The organism is Streptomyces sp. NRRL F-5135 (genome assembly GCF_000719775.1).
GTDB classification, from domain to species: domain Bacteria; phylum Actinomycetota; class Actinomycetes; order Streptomycetales; family Streptomycetaceae; genus Streptomyces; species Streptomyces hebeiensis.
Genome location: NZ_JOHR01000031.1, coordinates 22,426 through 49,368, shown reverse-complemented (window position 1 = coordinate 49,368; position 26,943 = coordinate 22,426). Strand labels below are relative to the sequence as shown.

The following is a 26,943-nucleotide window of genomic DNA, read 5'->3' as shown; positions in this document are numbered from 1 at the left end:
CAGAACGGCCCTGCCTCGGGCTTCCACACACCAAGGCAGGACCTGACCAGACAAGGTCTATGAAGGAGACCCTGATGGCTGTGCAGCATCGTACCGTCGCGCCTGCCGCGACGATCACCCCCACTACCGTCTTATCTGCGGCAGCCGGTGCCGTGCCCCCCGGCTTCTGGACTGCCGGTTCGGGCGAGCCCGTCACCGGTGACGCCGTGGCCGTCTTCCTGGAGGCAGTCGCTGCCCGGCTCGCCAGGGACGGCTGGACGCGAGTGATCGAGGAGACGCCAGCCTCTGTGGGCGAGATCGCCCCGGAGGCGTCCACGAAGTCTCTGCTGCGGCACCTGATCGATCTCGCCAGGGACGCGTTCGGTGAAGACCGCGGGCCGCTGACTCTGTACATCGCGATGCTCCGCACGAGCCGTTCAACGGCTGGCGACAGCGATGTGATGGCGGTTGCTGACCGAGTTCTCGACCTGGTCGTGCAGGCCCGTACTGGTGTCGAGCGGGCGCGGGCTATGTCCTGGTCGGGGCGGCTGGGTCGCACGGCCGATGATGTGGCTGGGCTTCTCGCGGCCGGCGCCGAGTACGCCCGCACGCATGGTCTGAGCGAGGTGGCGTCGTGACCGTGACCTTGACGGCCGCGCCAGCGGATGAGCCGCGCCGCGGGTTCGCATCGGGCCGGATCGTTGCCGGGCGTCTGCGGATGACGGTGATCCCGCAGCAGACGGCACCGAAGCCCCCGCCCGCCGGTACGGCCGCCCGTCGTCGGTTCATTCAGCAGCGCGGCTGGTGACCGTGGCCGACGACCGGAAGCCCCGCCCGAACCCGATCACCACCCAGCCAGCCACTGTCCAGGCGTGTGCGGCCGACCGCCGCAACGCCCAGGGGCAGGGCGCGGCAACCACGCAGCTCGGCACGGCCCGCTCCGAGGGCAACGCGCAGGCCGGCACCCGCTAAGCCCACCGCCCGCCGTGGGCACGGAAGCCCTCGCTCCGAGCCCGGCACTCAACCTCCACCTCTGCCGACCGTCGTCGGCTCCACCAGCCATGCCTTGAGAGGACCACTCATGTCTCCGCACCTGCGCCTGATCTCCGCCGACCTGGACGCCTACGAGGCCGACCAGCAGGCCCGCCGCAGCCTCGCCACCCGGTACGAGATCGCCTTCGACAACCGCGACCAGCTGGAGCTGGCCCGTATCGAGGCTCTCGCCGCCGACTACGACGCCCGCCACCCCGGCGAGACGCCCGTTCTGGACGACGTGCTGAACGACATCGGCCGCCAGTACCTGACCGCCGCATGACCGCGCGGTGCCCGGCCGCCGAGCCGACAGACGGCCGGACACCGCCGGGCGAGTGGCTCCGACGCCACGGACTCCCCGAGAACTACGGCGACTGAGCCCCGAGCACGACCAGACCACCCGCCCCGAACAGCCCCGGAAGGAGCACCACCCCATGGCCACCCAGCCCGTCACCGACACCAGCCACTGGCACTGGACCACCGAACAGGGCCGCCAGCACTTCGACCAGGAACACGCCGACACCCCCGTGGAGCAGTGGACGGGCGTCGACTTCGACACCTGGACCAACCTCCACCTCAAGACCGCCTGACCAGCCTGCCCACACCCCACCTCATAAGGAGAACCGCATGTCTTCCAGCCGCCACTTCTTCAAGAACCAGAGCGCCGACCAGACCCGGCAGGAGATCACCGCCGACATCGCCGCCGCCAGGAAGGGCCAGCGCGAACTCCAGGCCGCCGGCCAGCACCGCGACATCCACAAGCCCGTCGTCGACTGCTGAACGGAGGACCCCCATGTCTGGCAAGGAGAACGCCCGCCGCGCGATGGCCGGCTGGGTCGGCGTCGTCGCCGACGACAAGGCCCGCGCCGACTGCCGCGGTGGCGACCCCGTCATGGACCAGGACCTAGCCGACGCCAAAGACCTCGCCGCCAGGTGGGACCGCGTGCTCGACGGGCCGTCCCTGACCGCCCGCATCACCGCCCGCGTCCCGGGCCTCGACCACTGACCCCGAGAGGAACCCCCATGGCCCTGATCAACCCGGAGACCGGCAGCGAGATCGAGATCGAGGAGAACGGCGACTTCACAATCACCTTCTCCATGCGACTCCCGCCGGAGCCGACCGACAACACCGAGGACTGATCCGGTCGCTCCTGTCGCCACCAGCCGCGCCGCCGGGCTGGCGATCGAATCCGGCCCGGGGCACTCCCGCACCACCCCACCAATCGAGAGGAACGCCCATGGGACTGTTCGGCCGGAAGACCGCCGAGAAGCTCGACACCGCCGCAGACGGACTGATCCGTGCCGGCGAGAGGGTCGGCGGCGTGAAGGGCGCCAAGATCGGTAACGCCGTCGCCGGGATCATCCTCGGGCGCCGCTTGGAGCGATGCAGTGAGGCGTGCGGCTGGTGCAACGGCCACCCCGACAGCTGATCCCAACCCAACCCGCCCCCTCTGGAGACCTCCGTGACCTACTACCTGCCTGATCTTGTGCGTCGGGCCCGGATCGCGATCCTCGTCGCCGGCCTCGCCTGGCTGTTCGGTCTCGCACCGCCGCCCGGGATCCGTATCGCCGTCGTCGCCCTCGTCGCCGCCGCGATCCTCCTCGACGCCTGGCTCGACCAACAGCAGCCACGCCCCAGCCGACTCACCGTCCAGACCGATCACCAGACCGCCGCCTGACCACCCAGGAAGGACATCGACCGTGAGCACCGCCCCGCCCCAGGTGAACGGCCACCAGCGCCCCGCCATGCCCATCTACGGCGAGTGGCGGCCCACCGACCCCCAGGCCACGCCCACGCCGCCCCGCGAGCCCAAGCCTGCTGAGCCGGCCGTCGATCACGTGGCCCTCGCCGAAGCCGCCGCCATCCGTGAGCGTGCGGCGGCCGAAGCCGAGGAGCGCCGCATCAAGGCCGAAGCCGAGGCTGAAGCCGTCCTCATCAAGGCGGCCGAGGAAGCCCGAAAGCTCAAGCTCGCCAACGACAAAGCCGAAGCCCGCGCCGCGGAAGAACAAGCCGCCCGCAACGCCCGGATCGCCGAGTCCAACCGGAAGCAGAAGGAAGCCGAGAGGCAGGAGGCGGCAGCCCGGAAGGCCGAGGAGGAGCAGCAGAAAGCCGACGCTGCTTCGGCGGAAGCGATCGCCAAGGCGGCCAGCAACTGGCGACGGTACGCGATCACTTTCTATGCCGTGTGCGCCGTCGTCGCCCTGCCCGTACAGATCGCCGCGTTCTGGGACCCGAAGGCGTGGTGGCTGGTCATCGCACCGCTGATGCTTGAAGGTGCCGCGCTCGTCGTCACCAAGGGCGCCGCAGCGGCTGTCGCCGCGCACCGCCCGCACTGGCACTACCGGTTGGTCTCCTGGTTGTTCGCGTTCATCGCGGCCGGCATCAACCTGTGGCACGGGCTGGCCGCGTTCGACCCGGCGACCGCTATCGGAACCGCGTTCGCGTCCATCGCCGGCCCCGGCGTGTGGGACCTCCACGAGCACGGACGCATCCGAAAGCGCGACGGCGTACCGACCCGTCGCGAGCGCAGGGCCGCCGCGAAGGCAGCCAAGGCAGAGGCCGCCGAAAAGGCCGCTGCGAAGCTGTTCGAAGCTGAGCGGCAGGCCCACCTGGAGAACGCCGCGCGGGACGCCGTCAAACAGCTGGACGAAGCGCGCGCCAGCCAGTTCCCGGAGGTCCACCGGCACGCGCTGAAGCTCGCCGCGGACCTTGGGGAGAAGGTCATCACCGAGGCCATCTGGAAGCGCGCTAAGCGCGACGTCGAGGGCGCCGATCCTGGCGAGTCAGCGGAGACGATCCGCATGCGGAACGCGGCGGAGATGAGGGTTGAAGCGGCCCGCCAGAAGAAGCCCGTCAGCGCCCTCAGTAAGACCAAGAACGCCCAGCTAGGGATCCAAACACCCCGCTCTGGCTATAGGCCCGTTCCGCCTGTGCGGAAGCCCAAGGACACGCCGCCCTATCACCGGGCCGCGGGCCGTGCTCATGGCGAGCTGCTGCGCCGCTCAACCGCCGCAAAGAAGACGTCTGCCGAGGAGCCGAAGTGAGCACCGCCGCCTACCCCGAGATGCCCGCCGAGCGGCCCGCGCTCAGCCTCGTCAAGGACGCCCCCGAGGCTCCCGCCGAAGTGGTCGACGGCCCCATCGAGGGCACCGTCATTGACCGCCCCGCGGCCCCGGTACGGCCCGCCTGGATCGAGTCGCAGGCAACCCGCCTCGACCGCGCCAAGCGGCACGCGATCGGGAACCGGCTGTACATCCCGCAGGCCGGCCACGGCTACCTCAACCTGCTCCGCCGGTGGCTCGACGCGCACCGCGACGACTACCCGCATATGATCCGCTCCGCCCGCACCGCCCTCCAGGAATCCGGCGGCGACGTCGACAGGGAGACCAAGCTCAAGGAGACCATCCGAGACCGGCGCGCCGACTACCGGCGCCACCGCCTCATCCACGCCGGAAGGAGCGTCGCCGGGGCCATCGCCGTCGGAGCACCCGTCACCGTCGGTGTCGTTACCGGCGGCCTGTGGATCGACATGGCACTTGCCGCGGCCGGCTTCGCCACCGGCGCCTGGCACGGACGGGACCGCTCGAAAGCACCGGCCACGCCAGCGGCGATTCCCGGACTGCCAGCAGGCGAGGTCACCCTTGGCCGCGGCGCGGTCACCGTGGACCAACTGCCCGAAGGAGCTGTGCCGTTCCCGCTCGGCCAGGCGGAGACCGAGGAGCAGGCCGCCATGTGCGTGCTGCTCGCCCTCCAGGCCGAGCGAGTACCGGTCGCTGAAGTCAGCGAGGTGACCCGCCAGCCGTGGGGCTGGCAGTGCACCGTTCGCGTCACCGAAGGCACCCCCGAGGCGATCATCGATAAGAGCGGCGCCCTGGAAACCAGGTTCGACTTGCCGACGAACGGTGTCCGACCGCAGCCGCTCAAGGCCCGCCGGGCTTGCGCGATCCTCCGCCTCGTCGACGGCAATCCGTTTGCCACCGCGCCCGGCCTGCCGTACCGGGCACCCAAGTCCCTGTCGATCACCGACAAGTTCCGGGTTGGCACCAGCGTCGGCGGCGACCCGCTCGAACTGTCCCTCGCCGGAGTGATGGGTCTATGGGTCGCAGCGTCCGGCGGCGGAAAGACTGGCATTCTCCAGGCCCTCGCCGAGGGCACGACCGCCTGCTACGACAACATCACCATCGACTGCGACCCGCACGGCGACGGCCTCGAAGACCTCGGCGACGCAGTGCGCATCACGGCCCGATCCAACGAGCAGATCGAAGCCGTCCTACTGTTCTTCCTGGTCATGTCGAAGGCGCGCGCCCGGCTCCGGGCCAGGCTCGGCATGGGCAAGAAGTGGAAGGCCAGCCCTGAGTATCCCGCCTTCACCATCTTCATCGACGAGTTCCCGAAGCTGTCCGACCTCGGCAAGCTCCTCGCCTTCGACCTACTCCTCGTCGGCCGAAAGGAGCTCATCGTGGTCCAGTACGCGTCGCAGGGCGGCACCGCCCGCTACCTCGGGGAGAGCATCGCCCAGATGATGGCCCTCAAGGCCGTAGGCCCCTGCAAGGTCGGCGACACCCGGGCCGTGTTCGGCGACGACTCCGTCCGCGAGGGCTACCTGCCGCACAAGCTCAGCCCCGCCACTGACACAGACCCGAAGGACGCCGGCCACATCTTCGTCCAGGGCGTGCCCGGCATGGCCGACGAGCCGATCGAGTACGCCGTCCACGAGGCGCCGTCCGATGTTCTGCGGAAGCTCGCCGCAGAGCGACTGGAAGCCGGACTCCTCGACCCCGACCAGGACAGCCTCGACGCCATGCGCGGCGTGGACCTGCCCGAATACGTCGAACCGGAGTACGACAAGGGCGGCATCGTGAAGAAACCGGCGCCCGTCACGCTCCTCACCTGGGAGCAGTTGCTGCGCCTGTGTGACGCCGAGCCGCCCGTCGGATCGGAGCCAGTGGACGAGTCGGCGTGGCTCGTCGTCCGGGACGCGATCGCGGTCATGGAGAAGGCTCGCGTCGATCGGATGAAGACGGAGGTGCTGCTTGTGGCCCTTCAAGAGTTCGATCCCGAGTACGCAGGGCTGGGCATCGACGAGTTCAAGGCGCTGATGAAGAAGGCGGGCGGAGGCGCGCCGCTGACGCTCGGTCCGATCGGCGACGAGCAGAATCCGCGCGGCTTCAAGCGTGATCGACTCCGCAGCCTGTTGTGACCGCTATGTGAAGTATGCACCCCTGATCAGGTCCTGCTCAGCCCTGATCGGTCCGCAAACTCGCAGGTCGGAGCTGCTCAGTGACCTGATCAGGCCCTGCTCAGGGTCTGATCTGAGCAGGGCCTGATCAGCCGCTTGAGCAGCCCTGACCTGTGCTTTTCCAAGCTGAGCAGCCCTGATCACTGGCGACAAAACACCAGAAAAACCACCCCGAAGGAGAACATCATGACCGTCTACCAGCGCACGAAGAGGGACGCGAAGCGCGCTGACCGCGACGTCCGCAAGGGCCAGAAGCTGTACGTCATCCGCGAGGTATCCAGGCACGTCGCCCCCTACGAAGACAAGCACCTGTACGACGAGTACACCGTCTCCCACCGGCACCCCCTCATGCCCGGCTGGATGATCAGCGGCTCCCTGTCCGTCGAAGGACTCGTCCTCCGATCCGGGCCCGTCTACACGGAGAAGCCGACCGGACTCCGCGGCGTCCACCAGCCCGCCCCGCAGGTCGCCGGCCCGCTGCCTCACGGCTACGAGGCGCCCCTCGACGAGGTTGAGATCCGCGGCCTGGAGAAGCAGGTCGCAGACGGATCCAACCCCCGCACGCGCCGCCGGTTCGGATCCTGGCGCGTCTGACAACGATCAAGGAGATCTCATGACCGCCCAGACCGACGCCGTCCGCCGCTTCATCGACGCCTGGAAGCGTGGCGACGACAACGCGATCAACAACATCACGATCGAGATCACTCAGAGCGGCAACAAGGCCGACCTCGTCGCCATGAGCCGCGTCATGGCCACCACCCCGCACGGCAGCCAGTAACTGAGTCGGGGCGCCTTTCCTCCCCGCCCAATCCGAGATCAAACAAGGAGAACCAATGGCAACCGTAGAAACAGCCAAAGTCGGCCAGCGGACAGGCAGCCTCAGCTGCTGCGGACGACCGATGCAGCACGTCGGCGGCGGCATCCATGAGTGCCGACGCTGCGACTGCTACGTGATCAGCGGCGACAACGACGTGATCGAAACGGTCCGCCGCTGTAGCAGCCACTAACTCAGCCAGGGGCGCCCCTCGAATGCCTGGCAGCGACCAGGGGCGCCCCTCCCACCCAGCGCGCTCACGCACAGAAGGGCAACCCCACATGACCACGATCACCCGCGCCCCGGCAAGCCCGCCGAAGGCGCCCACCCCGCTCGACCTCGACACCAGACTCGCCCTGACCGAAGCCTCGATGAACGTCCGCCTCGACGAGGCCGCAGTCGCCTTCGAGGTCAACACCGCGCACGTCCCAGCCACCCCGCCCGTTGAGATCACAGTGCCCCACCTGCCGCAGGCCACGATCCCGCGCCCCTACCGGACGCCGATCGCCGCCCTACTGCACCGGGCCCGCCTCCGCATCGAGGCCGACGGCTGGTGCCGCGACAACCTGTACGACGACCGCGGCGCCATCTGCCCGGTCCGGGCCATCCGACTCGAAGCCGGCAGTCGCAGTGAAGCCGACGGCGCCTGCGTGCTGCTACTGGAAGCGATCCAGAGGGACTTCCGCAGCGCCGAAACCATCCCCTCCTGGAACGCCGTCCAGCGCGGCCCGCAGCCCGTCCTCGCCGCATTCGACCGCGCGACCCAACTCGCCCACGCCCGCAACCAGTAGGAGAACCCCGTCATGCCCAAGCGCACGGCCAAGGAACTCCGCGTCTACGCCGAAGAGAACCGGCTGCTCGCCGCCCACCGCCGAGCCGAAGCCGCCCTGTACGAGAACACCGCCCGCGAAGTCGACGCCGGCATCGACTACGAGACCGACGAATTCCTGCGGCTCAACGACGCCGTCATCGAAGCCGAGAACCGTCTGCCCAAGCGCTTCCAGGAGGACTAACCATGACCGTCAACCTCGACAACAACCACCGGTGGGACGTCTTCCAGACCCACGGCCGCATGCCCGACAACCCGGCAACGGAATTCGCGACACCCAACAAGACATGGCTCGCCGCCATCGTCGACAACACCACCGGCCGCGCGATCGTCCAATCCGAACTCAGCGCCACCCGCTCACAGGCCATCAGCGACGCCGCAGCCAAGTACGAGGCCCGGAAGAACGGAGAGCGCTGATGGGAATCTCGATCAGCCACGGTATGCCGTCAACCCGGTCCGCGACCACCATCGCCAACCTCGGCCAGCACCTCGCCCACGCACTCACCAGCAGCGAATGGCGAGAGATCGCCTACCTATTCGACGCGCGGCGACTGGACGTGCCCGTGTCCACCCCACCCGCAAAGGCCGCACGCGTCAGCAGCCTCCTCACCAAAGCAGCCACCCACCGATCCATGGACCCGGACTGGGCCCAACTCGCCACCCTCCTCGCCGACTCCGCCCAACGCGCAGCACGAGCCGGCGAAACCTGGGAATGGACCTGACACCTGACAGCAAGTGCCTGCCCTGCGCAGACCGCCTCTTTGGTCGGCGCCACGCCCCACCCGCATCCGCACCGAGCGAACCCAAACTGCCAACCGCAAAGGAGATACCCATGCCCTACGAGGACCGGATCATCGAGCGATACCCCACCAAGTCCGAAACCGGAGGAGTCGTAGCCGTCACGCAGTCGGACCGAGACGGCGTCGAAGGTAAGGGAACCTTCTGGACGGCGGCCTGCACGGCCTGCCCCTGGTCAGAATCCCACTCCCAGGAGAAGGCTGCTAAGAAGAACGGCCGGGCGCACGCGAACTCCTGCCAGGAGACCCCGGCGGTATTCCGCCGATAGCAGGCGCAAGAGAAACAGGCCAGCCGATTGCTGACCTAGCCCGACGCGACAGGGCCCCGACTGCTGCCAGCAGTCGGGGCCTTCGAGGGAGCGGGTACGGCCCGCGCCACCCAGCCGCGGCCGACCGTATCCGTGGGCCGGGTCGTCGGCGACGCATCCAGCAGCCGGCACAACCGGTCGAGAGCCTCCTGGCAGGCGTCCCGGGTGGCGCCGCGCACCATGTAGCTGACCTCGGAGTCCATGACAGCAGTCTGGCGTGCGGCAACCGGGGCTGTGCGGGAATCCGGGAAGCCGTTACGGCCGCCACTCCGGGAGGTAGCCTGGCCGGTCCGCGTAGGGGAGGGCGAGCAGGAGGAGCGCCTCGTCGTCATCCCAGGACCACAGGTTGTTGTCGAGGGCCCACTCGTTCTTGCGTTCCAGCCAGTCCAGCAGCCGCCGCTTGGCGTCGATCTCGCGCAGCACCCGCGTCGGAGCATGCGCGGCGATGTGGATGGCGTCCTTCGTGCTCTGCCGATCATCCGTCTCTCCGGTCGCCGCTACGCAGATCGCATCGTCGCCTGACGGCCCGGCGAACACGGCCTCTTCGAGAAGGGACGTGCCGACGATGCGGTGATGCTTGTCGGGGTTGTGCCGCCATGGGCCTGCTGTCGCTGCCCGCGCGATCCGCTCGTCCTCGTCGAGCTGCGCGCGCAGCCACTCTGGGAGGCCGGTCACGAGGACTCTTCCTGCTTCTGCTGGTCGCTCTTCTTAGTGATACCGGGGGCGCCGATCTGCTCGGGTGGACGGGACGGCTGGGGACTGTCGGGCCAGCGCAGGTACCAGCGAATGTACTCCCGGATGAGGCGAGTTCGGTTGCGCTCGCCGACGGCATTGCCGAGGGCTTCCCACTCGTCGTCGGGGATCCGTAGCGGTCGGAGTGGGGTGTGCCGCTCGGTGTTCTGCTTGGCCATGGACCCATCGTAGGGATGTATATGCATGAGTTCCACCATAAGACTTGCTGTGTATATGCACTAGGGGGTATGGTGCATATACACGAACCGAGGAGGTCGACATGTCCCGAGCCATGGACAGCATCCGCCGCGAGGCGATGGAGCAGTACGGCGACGCCCCCGCCACCGCCGAGGAGGCACTGGCCCACGTGCTGACGGTGTACGCCGACGAGCCGGACAACCGGCTGATGATCGAGGCGACGAACGGTATCTACGGCGACGGCGTCCGCACCGGCCTCACCATGGGCGACCTGCGCGCGCTGGCCGCTCGACTCACTGCCTGACCCACCCACGGGCCCGACCAGGGGAGGTCGGGCCCGCCGAACCACCACACACCAGACCGAGGGGGACCCGCATGAAGGCCTATTCCTTCACCACCCGCAACGTCACCGCCGGCGAGCGGAACAACGCGGACGAAATGGTCCTACGCGCCGTCGGAGACGTCACCGTCGAACTCGTGGGCATGCTCCCCCCGGAGCTGGCCGAGTGGGAGTGGGCGACCGACGCGCTCAACACCCGCGGCTGGCACGAGGAACAGTTCCGCCTCACCATGCGCGGTTGGAAGGTCGTCCACCCTAAGGCCGGCACTGTCGGCTTCCTCTTCCAGGGCGCGGGCACCCGCGTGCACGTCGAGTGGTACGACGTGGTGAACGGCGACTACTTCCCGGCCGGCTGGACGCGCAACCTGCGCCACGGTGCCGCACAGATCGTCAACGCCCGACAGCAGGCCGGACAGGGCCTCCCTGCCGACGTCGAGCCCGAGCCGTACAAGGCGCCGACCGCGCCGACGCGGCTCCGCAACGGCACCCCCGTGCGCTACCACGGCACCTTCGCCATGACGTTCTCCGACATCGGGATCTCCGAGTTCCAGGTATACGGCTGCGACTGCGACGAGTTGAGCTGCCGCGGCTACGAACTGCATGTGCCCGGCCTGTACGAGCCTGTCGCGCTGCACGTCGGCCACGACCACGTCACAGCACTCGACCCGGAGTCCGTGGCGGCCCGCACCATCCCGACGCCCGACCAGGTCGCCGAACTCCTTCTCGACCCGACGGTCGACGACGCGGACGCGCAGGCCGACCTGACTGCGCGGCTCGGCGCCAGGCCCGCCCGCCGGCTCCTCGCCGCCGCGCACACCATCGCCGCCGACCGGCTCTGGAATGCCGCCTGAGAACGCCCCGACCTGCCAGACCACCCTGCTTGAGGAGCACTCCATGAAGATCGGTCCGCGTACAGGTGAGATGGAGAACCGCGTCCGGCACGCCTGGAACCGGGAGATCGACGGGATCCCCTTCTCTTTCATGCACGTGAAGGTTTCGAACCTCGGCCGGCCGTACCTGCTGGTCTCGCGGATGGACACGCACGAGTTGGTCCGCTGCTCCTGCCCCCGCCCCGACTGCCCGTTCGCCAACTAGGTGTGCCATCTCGCGAGGTTGGTGCCAGGAAGAAGCCCCGCGGCCTGCCACGGTCGCGCCGCAGGGCTACGGAACCCCAACCATCCCCCAAGCCGGAAGGAGTACGAGAAGTGACTGCCCGCCCCACCGATGTCCCCGGCCTCGTCATCAGGGCTGCGCCTGCGCCACTTTTCCCGGACCACCCCGACGCCTGCTTCGTCATCCATCCACCGTCCAACCGACGCATGCCAGCAACGTGGGCCAGCCCGTCGACCGCACAGGCATTCGTCAAGGCGATCCAGGGCAAGGCCGACTGGACCAGCCCGAACGCGACCCTCACCAAGACCATCGTCGACGCCATCTACGCCCATGACGGCTCATTCGACGGCTTCGACGGTCCGCAGCTGCCCATTCCGCCCTACGTGCCCACCCAGGCGGAGACCGCCGACGTCCTCGACAAGGCCCTCACCGTGCTTATCACCAACGGCTGGTGCCAGGGCGACGCCTCTACCTTCCACGACACCGACCAGGAGTACGGCGATGACCTGGACCCCAGCCAGTGCCGTGTCTGCGCGCGGGGGGCTATCAATATCGCGGCCGAAGGTGATCCGCGTCCTCCCACGGCATACGGGCCGAGCGTTCTCGCAGATGCGGCCACGGCTGCCCTAGCGGAAACCCTCGGAGTGGACGACGTCACGGTCTGGAATGACGCACCCGGCCGCACGGCCGACGACCTCCACGACGTCGTGGCCCGCACCATCAACCGCTTGCGCGATGACCAAGCAACGACCGCCACGACACCAACGTCATGAGACGCCACAGCTAGGAGAACCCGATGCCCCGCATGATCGGCCGTCACTGCCCGAACGGCCCCGGAGGCCACGACTGTTACTGCTGCGGCTAGCCAGCCTGGCAAGGGCCGCAAGACGGTCCGCCGCCAGGTGAAACGCAGTGAACGCAACGCGTGAAAGCGCAACCTGCGCCTCACCGCCTGAGGAGCCCTCATGTCCGCGATCACTCTGCCCGTGCTGTGGGTGCGTCTGGTCCTCGACGGGCCGGGCGGCTCGTCGACGATCGTGGCGGAAGTCCCGAGACGGGGCGCGGTCGCCGCACAGAAGTGGCGGACCGAAACCGCCACCTGGTGCAAGTACAACCCGCCGGCGGACGGCTACTCCTACCGGCTTCCGTTGCCGTCCCGCACCCCCCGGATGCCCGCCCCGGAGCCCGCCCCGACATCGGGTCGGCGCCGCCGTCGGCGGTGCAGCGGCTGAAGGCCGAGTTGCGGGAGGCGACGGCCCGGATCGCCGCCCTGGAGGCCCGCACCGCCACACACACCCGCCTAACCCCGACCCCCGCCGGCCGTGCACCCGCACGACTGGCCCGTATCGACAGGAGATGTTCATGAACGCCGAAGATAAGGCAGCCACTAAGGCCCGTGTCCGCGCGAAGCTCGAAGCGCGCCGCCAGATGACTGCCCGCGACTACCTGCTGAACATTCTGTGCGCCACCCACACGCACGCGGGCGCGGTGGAGGTCCTGGCCCGCTTCGAGCGGGAGTCCGAGACCGCCGAACGCCTCAACAAGGTCTTGGACTTGTGTGACGAGATGGAGCGCAAGGGCGTCGCCTCGGGTGAGCCGTTCACCGTCCGCCGTGTCCACGCCATCGCCCTCGGCGACGACTGAACCGCGGCACCAACCCCGCTGGGCAGTCCCGCCCGGCCTGAACCGATAGGAGAAACCCGTGAGCATCCCGCAGATCGTCGCCCAGCGTCCCGTCATCGCGGGCGACAAGGAGCTGACGGTGTCGACGATCCGTATCGCCGCCGACTACTACGACACCGTCGTGTTCGACGACAGTGTCGACAAGCGGCACGTCGGCATGGTGATCGGCGGCTACGTCATCGACAAGTCGTCGAAGCGCGCCACGAGCCGTGACGCGGCGATGGAGAACCACCGGGAGGCGTTCATCGCCGCCCGCCACGAGACGCCCAGGGCGGCTCGCCCGTGACCACCCCGCCCCTGCCAGTCCCGTGGTGGGAGGAGACTCCCGCCTGGGACCGATCGCGGGGCGAGCAGGACGACGACAACGACGAAACCGAGGAATACCCGTGATCGAGATCAACAGCCAGTCCTTCCAGGTGGGCGACTTCGTCCACTTTGAAGCCGCCACCCTCCCGGAGAACCGTAAACGGGACTACCGCATCACCGCGATCAACGCCCACGGTATCGAAGTCCGCTGCGGCGACTTCGTCTACGGATTCACCCGGGCCACCGCTGCACGCCTTCGAATCACCCACGCCCCTGAGACCGAGGAGTAAACCATGCTCGCCACACCAGAACGTGTCCCCGGCCACGGCCGGACACCCGACCAGACCATTTGGCACAAGCCCGCCGGACTCCGCTGCACCGACGACTGCGACTTCCACGCCATCGCATGCAGTAGCACCGAGGGCATCGTGGCACCGGCGCCGAACCGTGACGTGCCGCTGAACCTCGAAGCGGCCGACGAAAAGTGGTGCCAGGAATGCCGTGCCCTGATCGACGCACCCACCCCCTGACCTGCCACGGGCCGCTGTGTCGAACGCACGGCGGCCCACCGACCCGGAGGAACAGCATGAGCGACGACGACAGCTACGAGGACTTCGAGCACGTGAACGTCCCGGACGACTGCTGCCCCTTTCACCCAGAAGGCGACTGCGAGGTCGAAGACCACTTCTCCAACCCGGGGCCGCAGCGATGACCGCCACTGAGGACGTCCGCGAGTGGGCGGGCACAGTAGACGACGCATACGACCTGCACCGCTTCGGCCCCGACCAGCGCGCCCGCTGCAACCCGAACATCCGCACCCACAGCCGAATCACCGATCGCGATGAATTCCGCGAGCCGTACATGACCCTCCGAACCCGAGCCGAAATCGAAGCGCACTGGGCCGCACCCAGATACCACTTCTGCCCGGACTGCACCGACCACTTCACCGGGAAGTGAGGACAACGTGCCCCGCCCCCTCTCGACGAAGACGGCCCGCGCCATCATCGACACCTCCGAACTCGTCAAAGCCCCCGACTGGGCGGACACCCGAATCTGGCACGTCATCTCCAGCGGCCGGCTGCTCGTCGTCATCGAACCCTCCTACCGTGGCGGCCGGCGCAGCGGGTGGCGGTGGCGGCTCGCCGGCAGCAGCACCTGGTCCAGCCGAGCCGAAACCAACCGAGAGAAAGCCGCCGCCGCCGGACTCGGCGCATGGCAGCGGTGGATCACCAGCAAGGAGCAGCCGTGACCGACCTGCACATCCCCGCCGACGACCTCCGCATCGGCGACATCATCATCCACAACGACGGTGAAACCGCCGTCCGCGCCCTCGACCGCAGTGCCGCACCCACCATCGTCACCAACCCCGGCGACACCGACCAGATCAGCGGCTACCTCTGGCAGCACGTGACCGTCCGACGACAGACGCAGTGACCGCCCCGCCTTGAGGCCCGCCATGATCCGGTGGCGGGCCTCACGCATGCCCGTCACGGCCATACCCCGCCGTTGTCAACCTGTGCGTGCACAATTGACCCAGTAGTGGCCACGCTTCCCGTACCACCGCCGAGGAGCCGCACACCATGCACGACCCCAACCTCCCCGCCGACGACTACACCTGGCCGACCTGCGCCGCCTGCGGACGCGAACTGTGGAACGTCGAACTCGGCCGCCACGCCTGCCGGCCCTGCGAGGAGAAGACAGCGCAGCGGATAGCCGAACTCCCCAGCCTCTTCCAGCAACTCGACACCACCGCAGCGTTGATGCGCGGCGCCCGACGGCCCGACGCCGGCACCTCCAGCTCCAAGACGCCGCCCATCCCACCACGGCTTGACGTCCTCGCCCTCGTCGGCCCCGGCGGTGTCGCGACCCGGCTTGCAGCGGTAGAGGACGCGTGGCGGCAGGCGCTCGGCTGGACAGTCGCGCCGTGGCGCGGCTCCCCGGCGCAGGCGGTGCCGCAGCTGGTGGAGTTCCTCGGCAACAACCTGCTGTGGGCGTGCTCCAGTTACGAATCAGTGGCCGACGACATCGAAGAAATCCGACGGCTCCACGCCGAATGCGCCGCCCTCGCCCGCGACGAACGCCGGCCCGGCCGGGTGCAGATCGGCAACTGCCCCGTCCGTGGTGACGACGGTGAGCCGTGCTGGACACCGCTCACCGCCTCGGGCGCCTCCCACCGCGTCCGCTGCGGAGGTTGCGGGACCCGGTGGGAGACGCTGGGGGAGTGGCGGGAACTCCGTGCCGCACAAGAACAGGTACTCGCTCAGACCGAACAGGGAGAAGGGGTAGCAGCGTGAGTCGCATCGAACTTGGCTCAGAGCAAGTCGCCAGCATCCGAAGGACTCTTGAGCGACGCGAGCGCGACATCATCGACCGCGTTCTCCAGCAGCCCGACTATCCGCCGCTCCCGGCGTGCCCCGAGTGCAATGCGGTCGTGGAGCAGATGGATTCGATGGTCGAGCCGCCACAGTTCGAGGTGGACGAGCGAGCGATCCTCATCAACGTGAAGCCGTGCGGGCACCGCTTTCGAGGAGCCCTGGACATCGACCAGCTCTCGTGAGACGGACTGCCGCTTCAGCAACACGACTTGCCATTTGATCAGCCCTGAGCGTATCGTCTGCTCCAATCGATCTCGCTGTGTCTGGAGGGCCGCCACCACTGGCGGCCCTTTCGTGCGCCCGGGGGGGGTGATCGAGTGCCCCCGCAGCTCGTACCCGAAGACCTCGCCGCCTACTGGACCGGCCGCCCGACCACCACCATCCGCCGGTGGGCCACCGAAGGCCGGCTCACCCGGCACCACAACCCACAGCGACGCAACGGCGTCCTCTACGACCTCGCCGAACTCCCCGAAGCCCGGCGCGACCGCGACACCCGCGAACTCGTCACACCCGCCCCCACGCCGCCAGTCATCGACGCAACACCCTTACTGGCCGCCTGAAACTCCTGCGCGCGGTGGTCGAGCGCAGGATGGCCCTCGTAGCGCCCCCAGCGCTCGGGCCGCACGCCCGCCCGGCCCAAGTGGGGGGCCGGGCGGACACAAACCCGAGGTCCGATGAAGGGAGCCCGCGCCATGGCCGCAGAAATCGAAGCACCCGTAGAAGTCACCACCTGTCTCCCCGGCGCCACCCCGATCGGCGGCCGCATCGGCACCCTCACCGTGACACTCCGCGACGAAACCCTCCACCTCAAAGACGTCTACCGAGCGCTCGGCGAGACCCTCGTCGAAGCAGGCACGTATCTCATCGAGCAAGGCGCCCTCCCCGTCGATGAGGCGGCGACCGACTGATGGCCCGCCTCCAGATCCTCGAACTCCCCGAAGGCGCCGACGACCAGCGACCGCCGTTCATCCTCGTCGTGGACGAGTGCGCGCCCCAGCGCTACGTCATCGGCCTGGACGCGTCATGGCAAGACCACTGGCAACAACTCGCCGACAAGATCGGTGCCCGAGGGGTCATCGTCACCCCCGACACCATCGACATCCCCGCCAACGAGCTCACCCTCACTCACGTACAGGATGCTGCCGACGGCAACACCGTTCGTCTCCGCGTCGAACCCGACCTCACCGGGTTCACCGACACCGTCATGGCCGAAGTCGCCAAGGCCCAGGCCGATGCGATCGCCGCGACGCGGCAGAGCCCGCGATGAGTGGCGGGTCGTACAACTACGCGTGCGCCGCCCTCAATCTGGAAGACCTGGTCGGCAAGCGCGGTGACCTGCGAGAGATGGCGGACCGGCTCGCCGGACTCGGCTACGCGGAAGACGCGGCGAAGGAAACCGAGGAACTCCTCGTGCTCCTCAACCAGTGGAGCGTGCGCGCCGAAGTCCGCCTCAATCGGCTGGCCGACGTCTGGCACGCCGTCGAATGGTGGGACTCCAACGACAGCAGCGAGACCCGCGTCCACGAAGCCCTCGCCAAATACCGGGGCGACAACGACGACGCCGGGGCGCCCCATGCCTGACGTGACGGTGAAACTGTCCGACGGCGTCCGCGAGATCACCGTCGAAGTCCACGGTGCCGACGACGACCCGCTCGCACAAGCCGAAGACACAGCCGTCCGGCTGTACGGCATCGTCGACAGCAGCCCGCCCGACCGGCGGGCCGGCTTCGCAGGATGGGCCGTCAGCAGCGACACCGAACGCAGCCCCGAGGAGTAGGAGGCAGGGGAGGATGGACGCATGAGCGATCTGCCTCCCGAAGTCGTCACCGCCGCTGCCACCCTCCGCACCGCTGCTGAATGGTTCTCCGGCGACGACCGCGACACGATGCGAGAAGTCGCAGACCAAGCCGAACGAGACCGGGACGGCATCTGCTGCCCCGTCTGCGAAGAGGTCGACTGCGACGAGGGCTGCCCGCTCGAGCACGTGCGAGCCGCACTCCAGGAGAAGGGGCGGCGAGAAGCAGATGAGCGGAGGCTGGAAGGGTAGCGACAGGCGACGGCGCCTCCCACCCCAGTGGGCGAGGATCCGCGCGGAGATCCTCCTCAGGGACCCGACGTGCCAACTCTGTCATGTGCGCCCGAGTACGCATTGCGACCACATCGAGCCGAAGAAGGATGACCACCGGAAGGAAGCCCTTCGCGGAGTCTGCGCACCCTGCCACATGCAGCTCTCATCCAAGCAAGGCAACGACGCACAGCGTGAGAAACCCCGCCCAACTCGCGCATGCCCAGAGGAAGTTCACCCCGGAATCCTGCGAGATGACCGGTAGAATTGAGGCAACAAAAACCCCGGCGAGTGCTGGTAACACTCCCGGGGCCGTGGACGACCTGGTGAAAGCAGGCCGACATGTCGAGCATACCCATGTGTACGTGCGCCGTCTGCGGCGCATCCTTCGAGGTCCCATCTGGGCGCGGGCAGTGGCGGAAGTACTGCAGCCAAGCGTGCAACGCCAAGGCCTACCGCGAGCGGCGCAAGCGAGAGCGGGAGACCTTCCCGGCGTGTGAACTGGACGAGTGCTCGGCACCTCGCCGGAGCCGGAACGCCCGGTGGTGCGAAGCGCACTACATCCGGTGGTATCGGCACGGGGACCCGAGGGCCCGAGCGAGCACGGCGCGCGAACCCAACGGCACATGTTTCCACTGCGGCGGTCCCGCCCCCAAGCGGCGTATCTTCTGCACCCCTTTGTGCAGCACGCGGGACCGCATCGGCGCGGCCTACGTGGAAAAGCACTGCCCGGTGTGTGACGGGCTGGTCCCTATAACCGACAGGGCCGATCGCGTCTACTGCGCACAGAAGTGTGCAGACGTAGGCATCCGCGCCAGACGGTACGGGCTGACCATCTACCAATTCCGTGAGCTGGTGGAAAACCACGGCGAGGCGTGCGCGATCTGCGGCACGAACGTGAAACTGCACATTGACCACTGCCATGCCACTGGAAAGGTCCGGGGCCTGCTCTGCCAGAATTGCAACTTCGGGTTGGGGAACTTCAGCGACGACATCAGTCGCATGCTCCGGGCGATTGGCTATCTCCGAGAACGCGGCACCCCCTCGTGAGGTGAGAGCTATGGCCCACCACCTGCACTCTGTCCGGCATGAGTTTTGGTGGTGGGCCGAACGCGCCTCCAGTCGCCTTTGGTTGCGCGTCTGCCGCGACGACATTTCCTGCTGGCTGGACTGGCTGCCCTCGTACTGCACCCGGCGTCGATACGCGGCACACCGTGCTCTCTACCCCGATAGCTTCGTGAGGCGGTGACCGTGCCCGCCTACTTGATCGTGCACCCGCGCGAGCAGCGCAAGGACGACATCCTCGTCGAAGACCCGCACCTCACCCTCACCGTCACCGACGGATGGGCCGTCTTCACCGACCAGTACGGCATCTGCCTCGCCATCCCCACCGGGCTCGGTGCACAGATCCAGCGGGTAGACGAAGAACAAGCCGACCTGGAGCCCGCGCCGCAGAAGGGGTGAGAGCTGTGGCCAGCAAAGGACGAGGTGCACGCAGCCGGCGCGGCACCGCTGCCCAGTTGAAGAAGTACTGGGCGACCGGAGCAGGGGCAGCAAAGATCAGGTGGAACACGCCCGGTGATCACACAAGGTGCTCACGCCAACTGGCCAAGTACCTCGGCCCGCGAGCCAAGGCGTACTGCGCTCGGCTCCACTTCGAGCGCACAGGTGTCTGGCCAGGCGACCGCCGCAACATCGGTCGGCGTAGCCGGTGACCAGGACGCTGCACGTCACCGCGATCGGCGACTGTCAACCACGACACCATCACCAGTGGACCGGACTGCGCGTGTGGACCAGAGGCCAGACCGACCACCCAGGACGACGGGTCGATCGGCTGCTGGTGCACCACTCCCTCGACGGTAGGGAGCAGGCATGGCAGCGGTCGGTGCGCTCCAGGTCCACTGTCCCGAGTGCGACGTCGCAGTACCGATCACGACGGAGATCACACCGACAGACGTCGAAGACAACAAACTGATCATCAATGTCGAGCCGGACCTGACCGACGCAATCGCCCACGCCAGGACCCACGCGCCAGCGTATGGCTGTTCGATCCAGGACCCACCCAGCAAGATCGCCCCGGGGATGATCACCCCTCCCCGTGATCATTCCGGATCGGGGCCGTATAGCACCTGACATCGCCCCCGGGTTTCCAAGGCCGCTGACCTGGGGCGATGCCGAGGTCGCCTTCGGCGCCTCACCTCGACCGGCGGTCTCGGCTTCGTAACATTGCAGGTCAGCGAGCTGTAGCCGTTAATGTCCGCCGGTAGACTGGCTGCATGCCAGGGACGCTGAAGCGGTGCGAGCACTGCGGTGGGGAGTTGCCGGTCGTGCACCGGTCGGACCGCCGATACTGCACGAACTCTCACCGCGTCCTTGCAGCTCAGGCCCGGAAGCGCGCGCGCGACGCGAAGCTCGCCGCTGAGCAGCACGCGCGGATCCCGGCGGAGTTGACGTCGCGTCCACGTTGGGTGCGTCACAAGGACAAGGTGCCGATGCGCGTTGATGGCCGCTTCGCTGCGGTCAGTGACCCGTCGTCCTGGTCCGACTATGCCGCGGTCGCCGCATCGCGAACGGGCGACGGTATCGGCTTCGTGCTGACGGCTGGCGACGGCATGGTCGTTGTCGACCTGGACCACGCCGTCGAGGACGGCCAGGTGCTGCCGTGGGCGCAGACCATCGTGGATCAGTTGCCGCCGACGTACATGGAGCGCGGCCGGTCCGGTACAGGCCTGCACTTGTGGTTCCGCGGGGCGGTGCCTCACGGCCGGCGAATTCGCCGGGGGGAGTTGGCGGTCGAGGTGTACTCGGATCGCCGCTACATCATCGTGGGCGACCGGGTTCCGGGTACGCCCCTCAGTCTTGCCGAGCTGCCTGACGCGGCCGGTTTGATCGCTTCGCTCTGACGCCCTGGCGGCGTCCTGCGAGGGGTCGTTGATTCCAGCCCTCTGCGCGCCCTGGTGGCGCGCTCTGACCCTGGAGGTCGTCATGGGCGCTCGTGGACCTGTCGGTAAGCGCTCTGAGGAGCGCATGGGCCATCGCTCGAAGAATGAGAAGGACTCGATCACCAAGGCGCCGTCAGGTGCACCGGACGGTCTGCCGGACTTGCCGGAGCCGAGTCCGCTGTGGGATCCGATCGCGACGGATTGGTATCTGTCGCTGCGTGAGTCGGGACAGGCGGCGTTCTATGAGCCGTCGGACTGGGCGGTGGCCCGGTATGCAGCGGAGCTGATGTCCCGCGTCCTGGACTGCTCAGAGCGCGGCCCGAACGGCCAGTTGGTGGCGGCACTGAACTCGGTGATGTCGTCGCTGCTGACGACGGAGGGGGATCGTCGCCGGGCTCGGATGGAGCTGGAGCGGAAGAAGCTGGCTGGGCCGAAGCTGGCGTCGGTGAGTCCACTGGATTCCTACCGTGACATTGCCGGAGGCTGAGGAGCAGGTCCCCGACGTCGTCGAGCCGTTCACGCTCGGTCCGACGTGGAAGCGCGGCCCGGACGGACGGTTCGTCCTGCCCGAGTACACGCTGGGCTGGCAGTGTCTGGCGTGGACGGCCACGTACCTGCAGCACTACGTCGGGAAGGCCTGGCAGTACACACCCGAGCAAGCCCGGCTGACGCTGTGGTGGTACGCGATGGACCCGGAAACGAACCGGTTCCGGTGGCGTGACGGCGTGCTTCAGAGGCTGAAGGGCCACGGGAAGGACCCGTTGAAGGCGACGTGGGGAGCCTTCGAGTTCGTCGGCCCGTGCCGGTTTGGTGAGGTTGCGGACGAGGGCAATGAGTGGGGTGTTCCGCCTGGGCAGCCGCTTGGGGTGCAGCATCCGGCGGCATGGGTTCAGATGGCGGCGGTCTCTCAGGACCAGACGCGGAACACGATGACTCTGTTCCCGGGGCTGTTCACGAAGCGAGCGATCGAGCGGTACCGCATCGACCTCGGCAAGGAGATCATTTACGCCGACAAGGGGCGGGCCCGCATCGAGGCCGTGACATCGTCGCCTCGCGCTTTGGAAGGTGGGCGGCCAACGGCCACCTACATGGGAGAGACGCATCACTGGCTGGAGTCGAACTCGGGCCACGAGATGGCGGCCGTGATTGAGCGCAACGCGACCAAGTCGGCGGACGGCCAGTCCCGGACGTTGGCGGACACGAATGCGTTCGAGCCGGGCGAGGACTCGGTGGCGGAGCGCACTCGGGACGCCTACGAGGCCGCTGAAGCGGGCCGCGTGGTGGACACCGGCTTGTTCTACGACACGCTTGAGGCGCCGCCCGAGGCGAAGCTGACCGAGGCGTGGATCGTGCCGACGCTGCGGGCGGTGCGCGGGGATTCGACCTGGCTGGACATTGACCGGCTGAAGGCGTCGATTCTGGACCCGCGGAACCCGCCGAGCCGGTCACGGCGGTTCTGGTACAACCAGATCGTCGCGGCCGAGGATGCATGGATGGCCCGCTACGAGTGGGAAGCCTGCAAGCGCGAGGATCTGACGCTCGCCGACGGCGACGAGGTTGTGCTGTTCTTCGACGGGTCGAAGTCGGACGATGCGACCGGCCTGTGCGCATGCCGCATGTCGGATGGCTTCGTCACCGCGCTGGGCGTGTGGCAGAAGCCGGCGAACTGGCCAGCGCCAAACACGCCGGGCTTCGTGCCGTACCGGGTGCCGCGAGACGACGTTCACGGCGTGGTGGAGAACGCGTTTTCCCGGTACCGGGTGTTGGCGTTCTTCGCGGACCCGGGATCCGGCCAGGATGACGACGACGGCGAGATGTACTGGGACGCCCACATCGACCTGTGGGGTCAGACGTGGGGCCCGAAGCTGGCCCTGCGGTCGGTACTGTCGGGTCCAAAGGCGCACGCGGTGCGCTGGGACATGCGTGATCCCCGAAACCAGGAGACGTTCACGGAAGCGGTGAAACGTGCGCACGCGGACGTCCTGGAGAGGACGCTGACGCATGACGGACACAAGACACTCCGCACGCATGTGATCAACGCTCGGCGGCGGACGAACCGCTGGGGTATCACGATCGGCAAGGAGCACCGCGAGAGTGCGCGGAAGATTGACCTCGCGGTGTGCATGGTCGGGGCGCGGATGCTGCGCCGCATGATCCTCAACTCGCCGAAGCGGGCCAAGAAGAAGGCTGTCGGCAAGGGGAGGGTGGTGGTGCTGCGATGACCCTCTCGATCCCCGAGTTGCCTCTGCTGACGCTGTCGGATGACGAACTGGCCCTGATCCATCTGCTGCGTGCGGACATGATGCGCGACCGGTACGCCCTCCTGCTGCGGGACGCCTACTTCAACGGTGAGCAGCTCATCCGGGACCTCGGCATCAGTATTCCGCCGCAGCTCAAGAGCCTGCACACGGTGATCGGCTGGCCGCGGGTCGGCGTCGAGAGTCTGGAGGAGCGCATCGACCTGGAGGCGTTCCGCTGGGCCGATGGCTCTGACTCGTCGGAGCTGACGGAGATTGCCGAGGCGAACGACCTGTTCGACGAGTCGAGTCTCGCGCACCTGGACGCGCTGGTGTACGGCCGCGAGTACCTGGCGGTCGGATCAGGGAGCTGCGACGAGGACTGCCCGCCGCTGATCTCGGCTGAGTCGCCGCTGGACATGACGCTGATGTGGGATGCCCGCCTGCGCATGGGGACGGCGGCGTTGCGCGAGTGCCAGGCCGACTCGTACATCGAGTCGGGCCCCGAGGAGCGGATGCTCGTCCTGTATCTGCCTGACCAGACGGTGATGTGCCTGCCGAACGCGTCGGGTGGATGGGAGGTCGTCGATCGGGATATGCACGACCTAGGCGTCGTCCCAGTGGTGCGCCTGGCGAACCGCCAGCGCACCGCAGACCGGGTCGGCAAAAGCGAGATCACGCCCGAGGTCATGTCGATCACGGATGCGGCCTGCCGTCGCCTGATGGGCATGGAGGTGGCGGCCGAGTTCTTCGGCGCACCGCAGCGATACATCCTCGGCGCATCCGAATCGGCGTTCCAGGACGCGGAAGGGAATGCGCTGGACGCCTGGCAGACGTACATCGGGCGCATGTTGGGCCTGGAGCGGGACGAGAACGGGGACATCCCGACGGTGGGTCAGTTCCCGGCGCACGACCCATCCGGCATGACGAAGATCATCGACCTGTATGCGCGGATCATGGCGTCGCAGATGTCGGTGGCCCCGCACGTTCTCGGCTACAGCAGCGACAACCCCGCCTCGGCGGACGCCATCCGGTTCGCCGATAACCGGCAGGTCAAGAAGGCAGAACGTCGCATCCGCCGCTTCAGTGCGGGCTGGCAGCAGGCCATGCGGCTCGCCCTGTGGGTGCGCGACGGAGAACCGCCCGACACGACCCGGCGGATCGAGACAGTGTGGCGGAACCCGGCGACGCCCACAGTGGCGGCCCAGGTGGACGCGACCGTGAAGCTCGTCCAGGCGAACATCCTGCTGGCTGATTCGGACGTCACCCTGGAGATGGCCGGGTTCACGGAGGCGCAGCGCCAGCACATCGCGGCCGACCGCCGCCGGAGCGCCGGCCGATCCAGCAGCAACGCGCTGCTGGATCGCCTTGCTGCACTCAGCGCGAGCGATGCGCCGGCGAGCGCGAATCCGCCGGAGGTCGACCTTGGCGTCGACAGTCTCGGATAGTTCCGCTGCCGTGGCCCGGTGGCGACGGGCCCAGGCCGGAATCACGGTCCTCCTGTTGCGGGATCTGCGCGGGCTCCGCCGGCTCATCGATCCGTCACGGCTTCAGGCCACGGTGCCGACGTGGATCGAGGCGGTGACGACCCTCGTGACCCGCTACTCGGAGGTCGCGGCCACTCTGGCTGCCGACTTCTATGACGGGGAGCGTGAAGCTGCCGGCGTGGCCGGCACGTTCACGGTGCCGCTTGCGGACGCTCCGCCTGCCGAGCAGACGTCGAACTCGCTGCGCTGGGCCACGAAGGATCTGTGGCCGCGAGACGAAGCAGACGCCACAGCCGTTCAGTTGGAGCCACTCGATGCCCGTCTGGACGCAGCGATGGTCAAGGCGAATGGCGCCATGCAGCGACTCGTCGCCAACCAGGGGCGGGCCACTGTCCGGCAGGGTGTGGACACCGACCCGCAGGCGGTCGCCTATGCCCGTGCGGCGGCTCTGGGGGCTTGCTTCTTCTGCAAGCTCATGGCCAGCAGGGGTTCGGTGTACCGGACGGCTGGGACCGCGGGCCGGGATGCCAACGACCGGTTCTCCGGCGACGCGTCGGTGGTGAAGTTCCACAACAACTGCCATTGCGGGATCGTCCCCGTCTTCCGCGGTCAACGGTTCGAGCTGTCGCCGCATGCCGCCCGCTGGGATGCGATCTACCGCGAGTATGCCCAAGGCCATCCGGGAGACCAGCTCCGCCTGTTCCGGCAGGCACTGACTGAGCACGACTCGAACCCTCTCCCCAAATCCATCTGATCAACGAGGTCGCCCTGGTGGCGATCTTTCTCATTTCCCAGCCCCTGGAGGGCCGATTCGTCATGCCCGAAGAGACCGAGCAGACCAGCGAGCAGCAGGAGTCCGGCACCGAGGGGACCGTCGAGGAGACGGCGGCCACGGAGCAGGGCGGCACCGAGGCTACGGATGACGCCCGGGAGGCGGATACCGGAGCCGAGGACAAGACGTTCGACCGAGCCAAGTTCGAGGCGGAGCTCCGCAAGAAGAACAGCGAGGCCAGGAACCTTCGCGACCGGCTCAAGAAGGCCGAGCCGCTCCTCGCCGAGCTGCAGCGCATCAAGGACTCCGAGAAGACGGAGTCCGAGCGGCTCAACGACCAGCTGACGCAGGCGCAGGAGCAGATCACCAAGACGCGTCAGCGGCTGGTGCGCACACAGGTGCAGGCGCTGGCGATGACCGGGTTCGCGGACCCGGAAGACGCGGTCGGCGCGCTGGATCTCGACTCGTACATCGACTCTGACGGCGACATCGACGAGGCGGCCATCAAGGCGGACCTCGACGCGCTCTTGGAGCGCAAGCCGCACTGGGCGAAGACCCAGCCCCAGGAGGGCCCGCGGCGTCCCGCACCGGATCGCACTCAGGCGTCCGGCGCCAACAAAAAGCAGGCCCCCAGCCCACGCGACGAGTTCGCCGCGTGGTTCAAGCCGCGGCTTTAGTGGCCGCTGAGAGAAGGAATCATGGCGGCTACCGCCCCTATCACCACGAGCAGTGTTCCCTCCGAACTGCTGCCACGCACGATCACGGCTCCGATTTTCGAGAAGTCGGTGGAGGCCAGCGCGGTCATGCAACTGGCCCGTCCGGCGCCGCTGGCCCTGGACGCCACCACATCCGTGCCGATTCCGATGGACGTCCCGGTCGCTGACTGGGTCGGCCAGGCCGCAAAGAAGCCCCTGTCGACCGGCGGCATCGACGTCAAGCAGATGCAGGCCAAGAAGGTCGCCGTGCTGATCCCGGTTGCCATGGAAGTCGCGAAGACGAACACAGGCGGCCTCTACGACCAGCTGGAGAAGGATCTGCCGACGGCGTTCGCGCGGGCCTTCGACCACGCGACGATCCACGGCAAGACGATGAAGGGCGCCACCGGCCCCTTCACCGAGTACCTGGCGGCCACCTCCAACTCGGTGGAGCTGGGTACGGCGACGCAGGCCCAGGGTGGTATCTGGGCGGACTTCGTCAACGGTATGGCCGAGGTCGTCGACTCCGACTGGGACTACACCGGAACCGTCGCAGACCACCGGCTGAAGCCGTCTCTGCTGCTGGCGACGGACACGACGGGCCGGCCGATCCTGGTGGACACGCAGACGCCGGGCACGAACATGGCCGCGGCGGGCACTCTGATCGGTGAGCCGCTCGCCTATTCACGGAGCGTGTCGGGCAAGCAGCGCCGTCAGTCCACCTCGGTGGACACGGGTCTGCGTGCGATCGGCGGCGACTGGTCCCAGGCGGCTTATGGCGTGGGAATGGACATCACCATTCGGGTGTCCAACGAGGCCACTTACGTCGACGAGGAGGGCGGCGTCCACTCCGCGTTCCAGGAGAACCTCGTCCTGATCCTCGCCGAGGCCTACTACGGCTTCGTCCTGGGCGACGTGGACGCGTTCGTGAAGTTCACCGGCACCCCGAGCGGTTCCTGATGGGGAGGGCTGTCCCGGCTTCCGCGCCGGGCGGGGCAG

51 protein-coding genes are annotated in these 26,943 nt (G+C 68.0%); 48 read left to right on the top strand and 3 right to left on the bottom strand.

All coding sequences use genetic code 11. The features are described from left to right. Window positions 1–74 precede the first annotated feature (74 nt). From IG02_RS0134600 to IG02_RS0134510, 17 genes are all read left to right on the top strand, one after another. Window positions 75–617: a hypothetical protein gene (locus tag IG02_RS0134600; protein ID WP_158712443.1), complete on the top strand. Its 543-nt coding sequence runs from the start codon at window positions 75–77 to the stop codon at window positions 615–617. Between the two features lie 166 nt (window positions 618–783). Next, window positions 784–951: a hypothetical protein gene (locus IG02_RS41925; protein ID WP_158712442.1), complete on the top strand. Its 168-nt coding sequence runs from the start codon at window positions 784–786 to the stop codon at window positions 949–951. A 109-nt stretch (window positions 952–1,060) separates the two neighbouring features. Next, window positions 1,061–1,294: a hypothetical protein gene (locus IG02_RS0134590; protein WP_030757342.1), complete on the top strand. Its 234-nt coding sequence runs from the start codon at window positions 1,061–1,063 to the stop codon at window positions 1,292–1,294. 151 nt (window positions 1,295–1,445) lie between these two features. Further along, on the top strand, window positions 1,446–1,601 hold the full coding sequence (locus tag IG02_RS41920) for a hypothetical protein (RefSeq protein ID WP_158712441.1): 156 nt from the start codon (window positions 1,446–1,448) through the stop codon (window positions 1,599–1,601). 37 nt (window positions 1,602–1,638) lie between these two features. Beyond that, the gene (locus IG02_RS41915; RefSeq protein ID WP_158712440.1) at window positions 1,639–1,791 is read left to right on the top strand and encodes a hypothetical protein; all 153 of its coding nucleotides are present in this window, start codon (window positions 1,639–1,641) and stop codon (window positions 1,789–1,791) included. Window positions 1,792–1,804: 13 nt separating this feature from the next. Continuing rightward, a complete protein-coding gene (locus IG02_RS0134575) occupies window positions 1,805–2,017 on the top strand; it encodes a hypothetical protein (RefSeq protein WP_030757339.1) in 213 nt (70 codons plus the stop codon). 232 nt (window positions 2,018–2,249) lie between these two features. Beyond that, on the top strand, window positions 2,250–2,441 hold the full coding sequence (locus IG02_RS0134565; RefSeq protein ID WP_030757336.1) for a hypothetical protein: 192 nt from the start codon (window positions 2,250–2,252) through the stop codon (window positions 2,439–2,441). Window positions 2,442–2,474: 33 nt separating this feature from the next. Continuing rightward, window positions 2,475–2,690, top strand: a complete 216-nt coding sequence (locus tag IG02_RS0134560; protein WP_030757334.1) for a hypothetical protein — start codon at window positions 2,475–2,477, stop codon at window positions 2,688–2,690. 22 nt (window positions 2,691–2,712) lie between these two features. Beyond that, the gene (locus tag IG02_RS37285) at window positions 2,713–4,056 is read left to right on the top strand and encodes a hypothetical protein (RefSeq protein WP_037805108.1); all 1,344 of its coding nucleotides are present in this window, start codon (window positions 2,713–2,715) and stop codon (window positions 4,054–4,056) included. Next, window positions 4,053–6,212: a hypothetical protein gene (locus tag IG02_RS0134550; protein WP_051766127.1), complete on the top strand. Its 2,160-nt coding sequence runs from the start codon at window positions 4,053–4,055 to the stop codon at window positions 6,210–6,212. Before IG02_RS37285 ends, IG02_RS0134550 begins: the two co-directional genes overlap by 4 nt. 225 nt (window positions 6,213–6,437) lie before the next feature. Continuing rightward, window positions 6,438–6,845 (top strand): hypothetical protein, encoded by a 408-nt coding sequence (locus IG02_RS0134545; RefSeq protein WP_030757328.1) that lies wholly within the window; start codon window positions 6,438–6,440, stop codon window positions 6,843–6,845. A 19-nt stretch (window positions 6,846–6,864) separates the two neighbouring features. After that, window positions 6,865–7,029, top strand: a complete 165-nt coding sequence (locus tag IG02_RS41910) for a hypothetical protein (RefSeq protein WP_158712439.1) — start codon at window positions 6,865–6,867, stop codon at window positions 7,027–7,029. 317 nt (window positions 7,030–7,346) lie between these two features. Beyond that, window positions 7,347–7,856 carry a DUF6197 family protein gene (locus IG02_RS0134530; RefSeq protein ID WP_051766125.1) on the top strand — a complete coding sequence of 170 codons (510 nt, stop codon included), beginning with the start codon at window positions 7,347–7,349 and terminating at the stop codon, window positions 7,854–7,856. Window positions 7,857–7,868: 12 nt separating this feature from the next. Then, window positions 7,869–8,078, top strand: coding sequence for a hypothetical protein (locus IG02_RS0134525; RefSeq protein ID WP_030757322.1), 210 nt, complete (start codon window positions 7,869–7,871; stop codon window positions 8,076–8,078). Between the two features lie 2 nt (window positions 8,079–8,080). After that, window positions 8,081–8,311 (top strand): hypothetical protein, encoded by a 231-nt coding sequence (locus IG02_RS0134520; protein WP_030757320.1) that lies wholly within the window; start codon window positions 8,081–8,083, stop codon window positions 8,309–8,311. After that, a complete protein-coding gene (locus tag IG02_RS0134515; protein ID WP_030757318.1) occupies window positions 8,311–8,616 on the top strand; it encodes a hypothetical protein in 306 nt (101 codons plus the stop codon). Before IG02_RS0134520 ends, IG02_RS0134515 begins: the two co-directional genes overlap by 1 nt. Window positions 8,617–8,726: 110 nt before the next feature. Beyond that, window positions 8,727–8,960 (top strand): hypothetical protein, encoded by a 234-nt coding sequence (locus IG02_RS0134510; protein ID WP_030757315.1) that lies wholly within the window; start codon window positions 8,727–8,729, stop codon window positions 8,958–8,960. A 35-nt stretch (window positions 8,961–8,995) separates the two neighbouring features. On the opposite strand, the gene IG02_RS41905 is transcribed toward IG02_RS0134510, so the two are convergent. Genes IG02_RS41905 through IG02_RS0134500 form a run of 3 tightly spaced genes read right to left on the bottom strand, consistent with a single transcriptional unit; the run spans window position 8,996 to window position 9,910 of the window. Continuing rightward, a complete protein-coding gene (locus tag IG02_RS41905; RefSeq protein WP_158712438.1) occupies window positions 8,996–9,202 on the bottom strand; it encodes a hypothetical protein in 207 nt (68 codons plus the stop codon). 52 nt (window positions 9,203–9,254) lie between these two features. Continuing rightward, entirely contained in the window at window positions 9,255–9,674 is a 420-nt protein-coding gene (locus tag IG02_RS0134505; RefSeq protein WP_030757312.1) for a DUF6221 family protein, read from the bottom strand. Then, complete coding sequence (locus IG02_RS0134500) at window positions 9,671–9,910, bottom strand: hypothetical protein (protein ID WP_158712437.1); 240 nt, start codon at window positions 9,908–9,910, stop codon at window positions 9,671–9,673. The genes IG02_RS0134505 and IG02_RS0134500 overlap by 4 nt, the downstream gene beginning before the upstream one ends. A 101-nt stretch (window positions 9,911–10,011) precedes the next feature. On the opposite strand from IG02_RS0134500, the gene IG02_RS0134495 reads away from it, so the two are divergent. The 31 genes from IG02_RS0134495 (at window position 10,012) to IG02_RS0134325 (ending at window position 26,904) form a co-directional block, all read left to right on the top strand. Further along, on the top strand, window positions 10,012–10,233 hold the full coding sequence (locus IG02_RS0134495) for a hypothetical protein (protein ID WP_158712436.1): 222 nt from the start codon (window positions 10,012–10,014) through the stop codon (window positions 10,231–10,233). 71 nt (window positions 10,234–10,304) lie between these two features. Continuing rightward, complete coding sequence (locus IG02_RS37280; protein WP_037805107.1) at window positions 10,305–11,120, top strand: hypothetical protein; 816 nt, start codon at window positions 10,305–10,307, stop codon at window positions 11,118–11,120. A gap of 43 nt (window positions 11,121–11,163) precedes the next feature. Then, window positions 11,164–11,364, top strand: coding sequence for a hypothetical protein (locus IG02_RS0134485; RefSeq protein ID WP_158712435.1), 201 nt, complete (start codon window positions 11,164–11,166; stop codon window positions 11,362–11,364). Window positions 11,365–11,474: 110 nt separating this feature from the next. Beyond that, window positions 11,475–12,155, top strand: a complete 681-nt coding sequence (locus IG02_RS0134480; RefSeq protein ID WP_030757299.1) for a DUF6197 family protein — start codon at window positions 11,475–11,477, stop codon at window positions 12,153–12,155. A gap of 192 nt (window positions 12,156–12,347) precedes the next feature. Then, window positions 12,348–12,614, top strand: a complete 267-nt coding sequence (locus IG02_RS0134475; RefSeq protein WP_030757296.1) for a hypothetical protein — start codon at window positions 12,348–12,350, stop codon at window positions 12,612–12,614. Between the two features lie 130 nt (window positions 12,615–12,744). Then, on the top strand, window positions 12,745–13,026 hold the full coding sequence (locus IG02_RS0134470; protein WP_158712434.1) for a hypothetical protein: 282 nt from the start codon (window positions 12,745–12,747) through the stop codon (window positions 13,024–13,026). 58 nt (window positions 13,027–13,084) lie between these two features. Beyond that, on the top strand, window positions 13,085–13,351 hold the full coding sequence (locus IG02_RS0134465) for a hypothetical protein (protein WP_030757291.1): 267 nt from the start codon (window positions 13,085–13,087) through the stop codon (window positions 13,349–13,351). A 100-nt stretch (window positions 13,352–13,451) separates the two neighbouring features. Continuing rightward, the gene (locus IG02_RS0134455; RefSeq protein ID WP_030757289.1) at window positions 13,452–13,661 is read left to right on the top strand and encodes a hypothetical protein; all 210 of its coding nucleotides are present in this window, start codon (window positions 13,452–13,454) and stop codon (window positions 13,659–13,661) included. 3 nt (window positions 13,662–13,664) lie between these two features. Further along, window positions 13,665–13,901 (top strand): hypothetical protein, encoded by a 237-nt coding sequence (locus IG02_RS0134450; RefSeq protein ID WP_030757286.1) that lies wholly within the window; start codon window positions 13,665–13,667, stop codon window positions 13,899–13,901. A gap of 56 nt (window positions 13,902–13,957) precedes the next feature. Then, window positions 13,958–14,083, top strand: coding sequence for a hypothetical protein (locus IG02_RS43575; RefSeq protein ID WP_267958560.1), 126 nt, complete (start codon window positions 13,958–13,960; stop codon window positions 14,081–14,083). Next, complete coding sequence (locus tag IG02_RS0134440; RefSeq protein ID WP_030757283.1) at window positions 14,080–14,328, top strand: hypothetical protein; 249 nt, start codon at window positions 14,080–14,082, stop codon at window positions 14,326–14,328. The genes IG02_RS43575 and IG02_RS0134440 overlap by 4 nt, the downstream gene beginning before the upstream one ends. A 7-nt stretch (window positions 14,329–14,335) precedes the next feature. After that, window positions 14,336–14,620 (top strand): hypothetical protein, encoded by a 285-nt coding sequence (locus IG02_RS0134435; protein ID WP_030757280.1) that lies wholly within the window; start codon window positions 14,336–14,338, stop codon window positions 14,618–14,620. Further along, window positions 14,617–14,805 (top strand): hypothetical protein, encoded by a 189-nt coding sequence (locus tag IG02_RS0134430; protein WP_030757277.1) that lies wholly within the window; start codon window positions 14,617–14,619, stop codon window positions 14,803–14,805. Before IG02_RS0134435 ends, IG02_RS0134430 begins: the two co-directional genes overlap by 4 nt. Window positions 14,806–14,951: 146 nt before the next feature. Further along, complete coding sequence (locus tag IG02_RS0134425) at window positions 14,952–15,665, top strand: hypothetical protein (protein ID WP_030757273.1); 714 nt, start codon at window positions 14,952–14,954, stop codon at window positions 15,663–15,665. Then, window positions 15,662–15,928: a hypothetical protein gene (locus IG02_RS37275; RefSeq protein WP_037805106.1), complete on the top strand. Its 267-nt coding sequence runs from the start codon at window positions 15,662–15,664 to the stop codon at window positions 15,926–15,928. Before IG02_RS0134425 ends, IG02_RS37275 begins: the two co-directional genes overlap by 4 nt. Before the next feature lie 135 nt (window positions 15,929–16,063). Next, the gene (locus tag IG02_RS0134415; protein WP_030757270.1) at window positions 16,064–16,306 is read left to right on the top strand and encodes a hypothetical protein; all 243 of its coding nucleotides are present in this window, start codon (window positions 16,064–16,066) and stop codon (window positions 16,304–16,306) included. Between the two features lie 132 nt (window positions 16,307–16,438). Continuing rightward, a complete protein-coding gene (locus tag IG02_RS0134410; protein ID WP_030757266.1) occupies window positions 16,439–16,654 on the top strand; it encodes a hypothetical protein in 216 nt (71 codons plus the stop codon). Further along, window positions 16,654–17,013, top strand: coding sequence for a hypothetical protein (locus IG02_RS0134405; RefSeq protein ID WP_051766124.1), 360 nt, complete (start codon window positions 16,654–16,656; stop codon window positions 17,011–17,013). The genes IG02_RS0134410 and IG02_RS0134405 overlap by 1 nt, the downstream gene beginning before the upstream one ends. Further along, entirely contained in the window at window positions 17,010–17,327 is a 318-nt protein-coding gene (locus tag IG02_RS0134400) for a hypothetical protein (RefSeq protein WP_030757260.1), read from the top strand. Before IG02_RS0134405 ends, IG02_RS0134400 begins: the two co-directional genes overlap by 4 nt. Next, window positions 17,320–17,523: a hypothetical protein gene (locus IG02_RS0134395; RefSeq protein WP_158712433.1), complete on the top strand. Its 204-nt coding sequence runs from the start codon at window positions 17,320–17,322 to the stop codon at window positions 17,521–17,523. Before IG02_RS0134400 ends, IG02_RS0134395 begins: the two co-directional genes overlap by 8 nt. Before the next feature lie 21 nt (window positions 17,524–17,544). Continuing rightward, window positions 17,545–17,793 (top strand): hypothetical protein, encoded by a 249-nt coding sequence (locus tag IG02_RS0134390; protein ID WP_030757254.1) that lies wholly within the window; start codon window positions 17,545–17,547, stop codon window positions 17,791–17,793. A 360-nt stretch (window positions 17,794–18,153) separates the two neighbouring features. Beyond that, a complete protein-coding gene (locus tag IG02_RS44035; protein WP_078855054.1) occupies window positions 18,154–18,861 on the top strand; it encodes an endonuclease VII domain-containing protein in 708 nt (235 codons plus the stop codon). 201 nt (window positions 18,862–19,062) lie between these two features. After that, on the top strand, window positions 19,063–19,275 hold the full coding sequence (locus IG02_RS0134370) for a hypothetical protein (protein ID WP_030757248.1): 213 nt from the start codon (window positions 19,063–19,065) through the stop codon (window positions 19,273–19,275). Window positions 19,276–19,683: 408 nt separating this feature from the next. Beyond that, entirely contained in the window at window positions 19,684–19,944 is a 261-nt protein-coding gene (locus IG02_RS38090) for a hypothetical protein (RefSeq protein ID WP_051766120.1), read from the top strand. Between the two features lie 143 nt (window positions 19,945–20,087). After that, window positions 20,088–20,714, top strand: coding sequence for a bifunctional DNA primase/polymerase (locus tag IG02_RS0134355; protein ID WP_030757243.1), 627 nt, complete (start codon window positions 20,088–20,090; stop codon window positions 20,712–20,714). A gap of 124 nt (window positions 20,715–20,838) precedes the next feature. Next, window positions 20,839–21,240, top strand: a complete 402-nt coding sequence (locus IG02_RS0134350; protein WP_234315017.1) for a hypothetical protein — start codon at window positions 20,839–20,841, stop codon at window positions 21,238–21,240. After that, window positions 21,221–22,975: a terminase gene (locus IG02_RS0134345; protein ID WP_051766117.1), complete on the top strand. Its 1,755-nt coding sequence runs from the start codon at window positions 21,221–21,223 to the stop codon at window positions 22,973–22,975. The genes IG02_RS0134350 and IG02_RS0134345 overlap by 20 nt, the downstream gene beginning before the upstream one ends. Beyond that, a complete protein-coding gene (locus tag IG02_RS0134340; RefSeq protein WP_030757234.1) occupies window positions 22,972–24,438 on the top strand; it encodes a phage portal protein in 1,467 nt (488 codons plus the stop codon). The genes IG02_RS0134345 and IG02_RS0134340 overlap by 4 nt, the downstream gene beginning before the upstream one ends. Window positions 24,439–24,493: 55 nt before the next feature. Further along, entirely contained in the window at window positions 24,494–25,231 is a 738-nt protein-coding gene (locus IG02_RS0134335) for a hypothetical protein (RefSeq protein ID WP_234315016.1), read from the top strand. A gap of 17 nt (window positions 25,232–25,248) precedes the next feature. Next, entirely contained in the window at window positions 25,249–25,926 is a 678-nt protein-coding gene (locus tag IG02_RS38085; protein ID WP_051766115.1) for a hypothetical protein, read from the top strand. A gap of 21 nt (window positions 25,927–25,947) precedes the next feature. Next, complete coding sequence (locus tag IG02_RS0134325; RefSeq protein WP_030757224.1) at window positions 25,948–26,904, top strand: phage major capsid protein; 957 nt, start codon at window positions 25,948–25,950, stop codon at window positions 26,902–26,904. Window positions 26,905–26,943 lie beyond the last annotated feature (39 nt).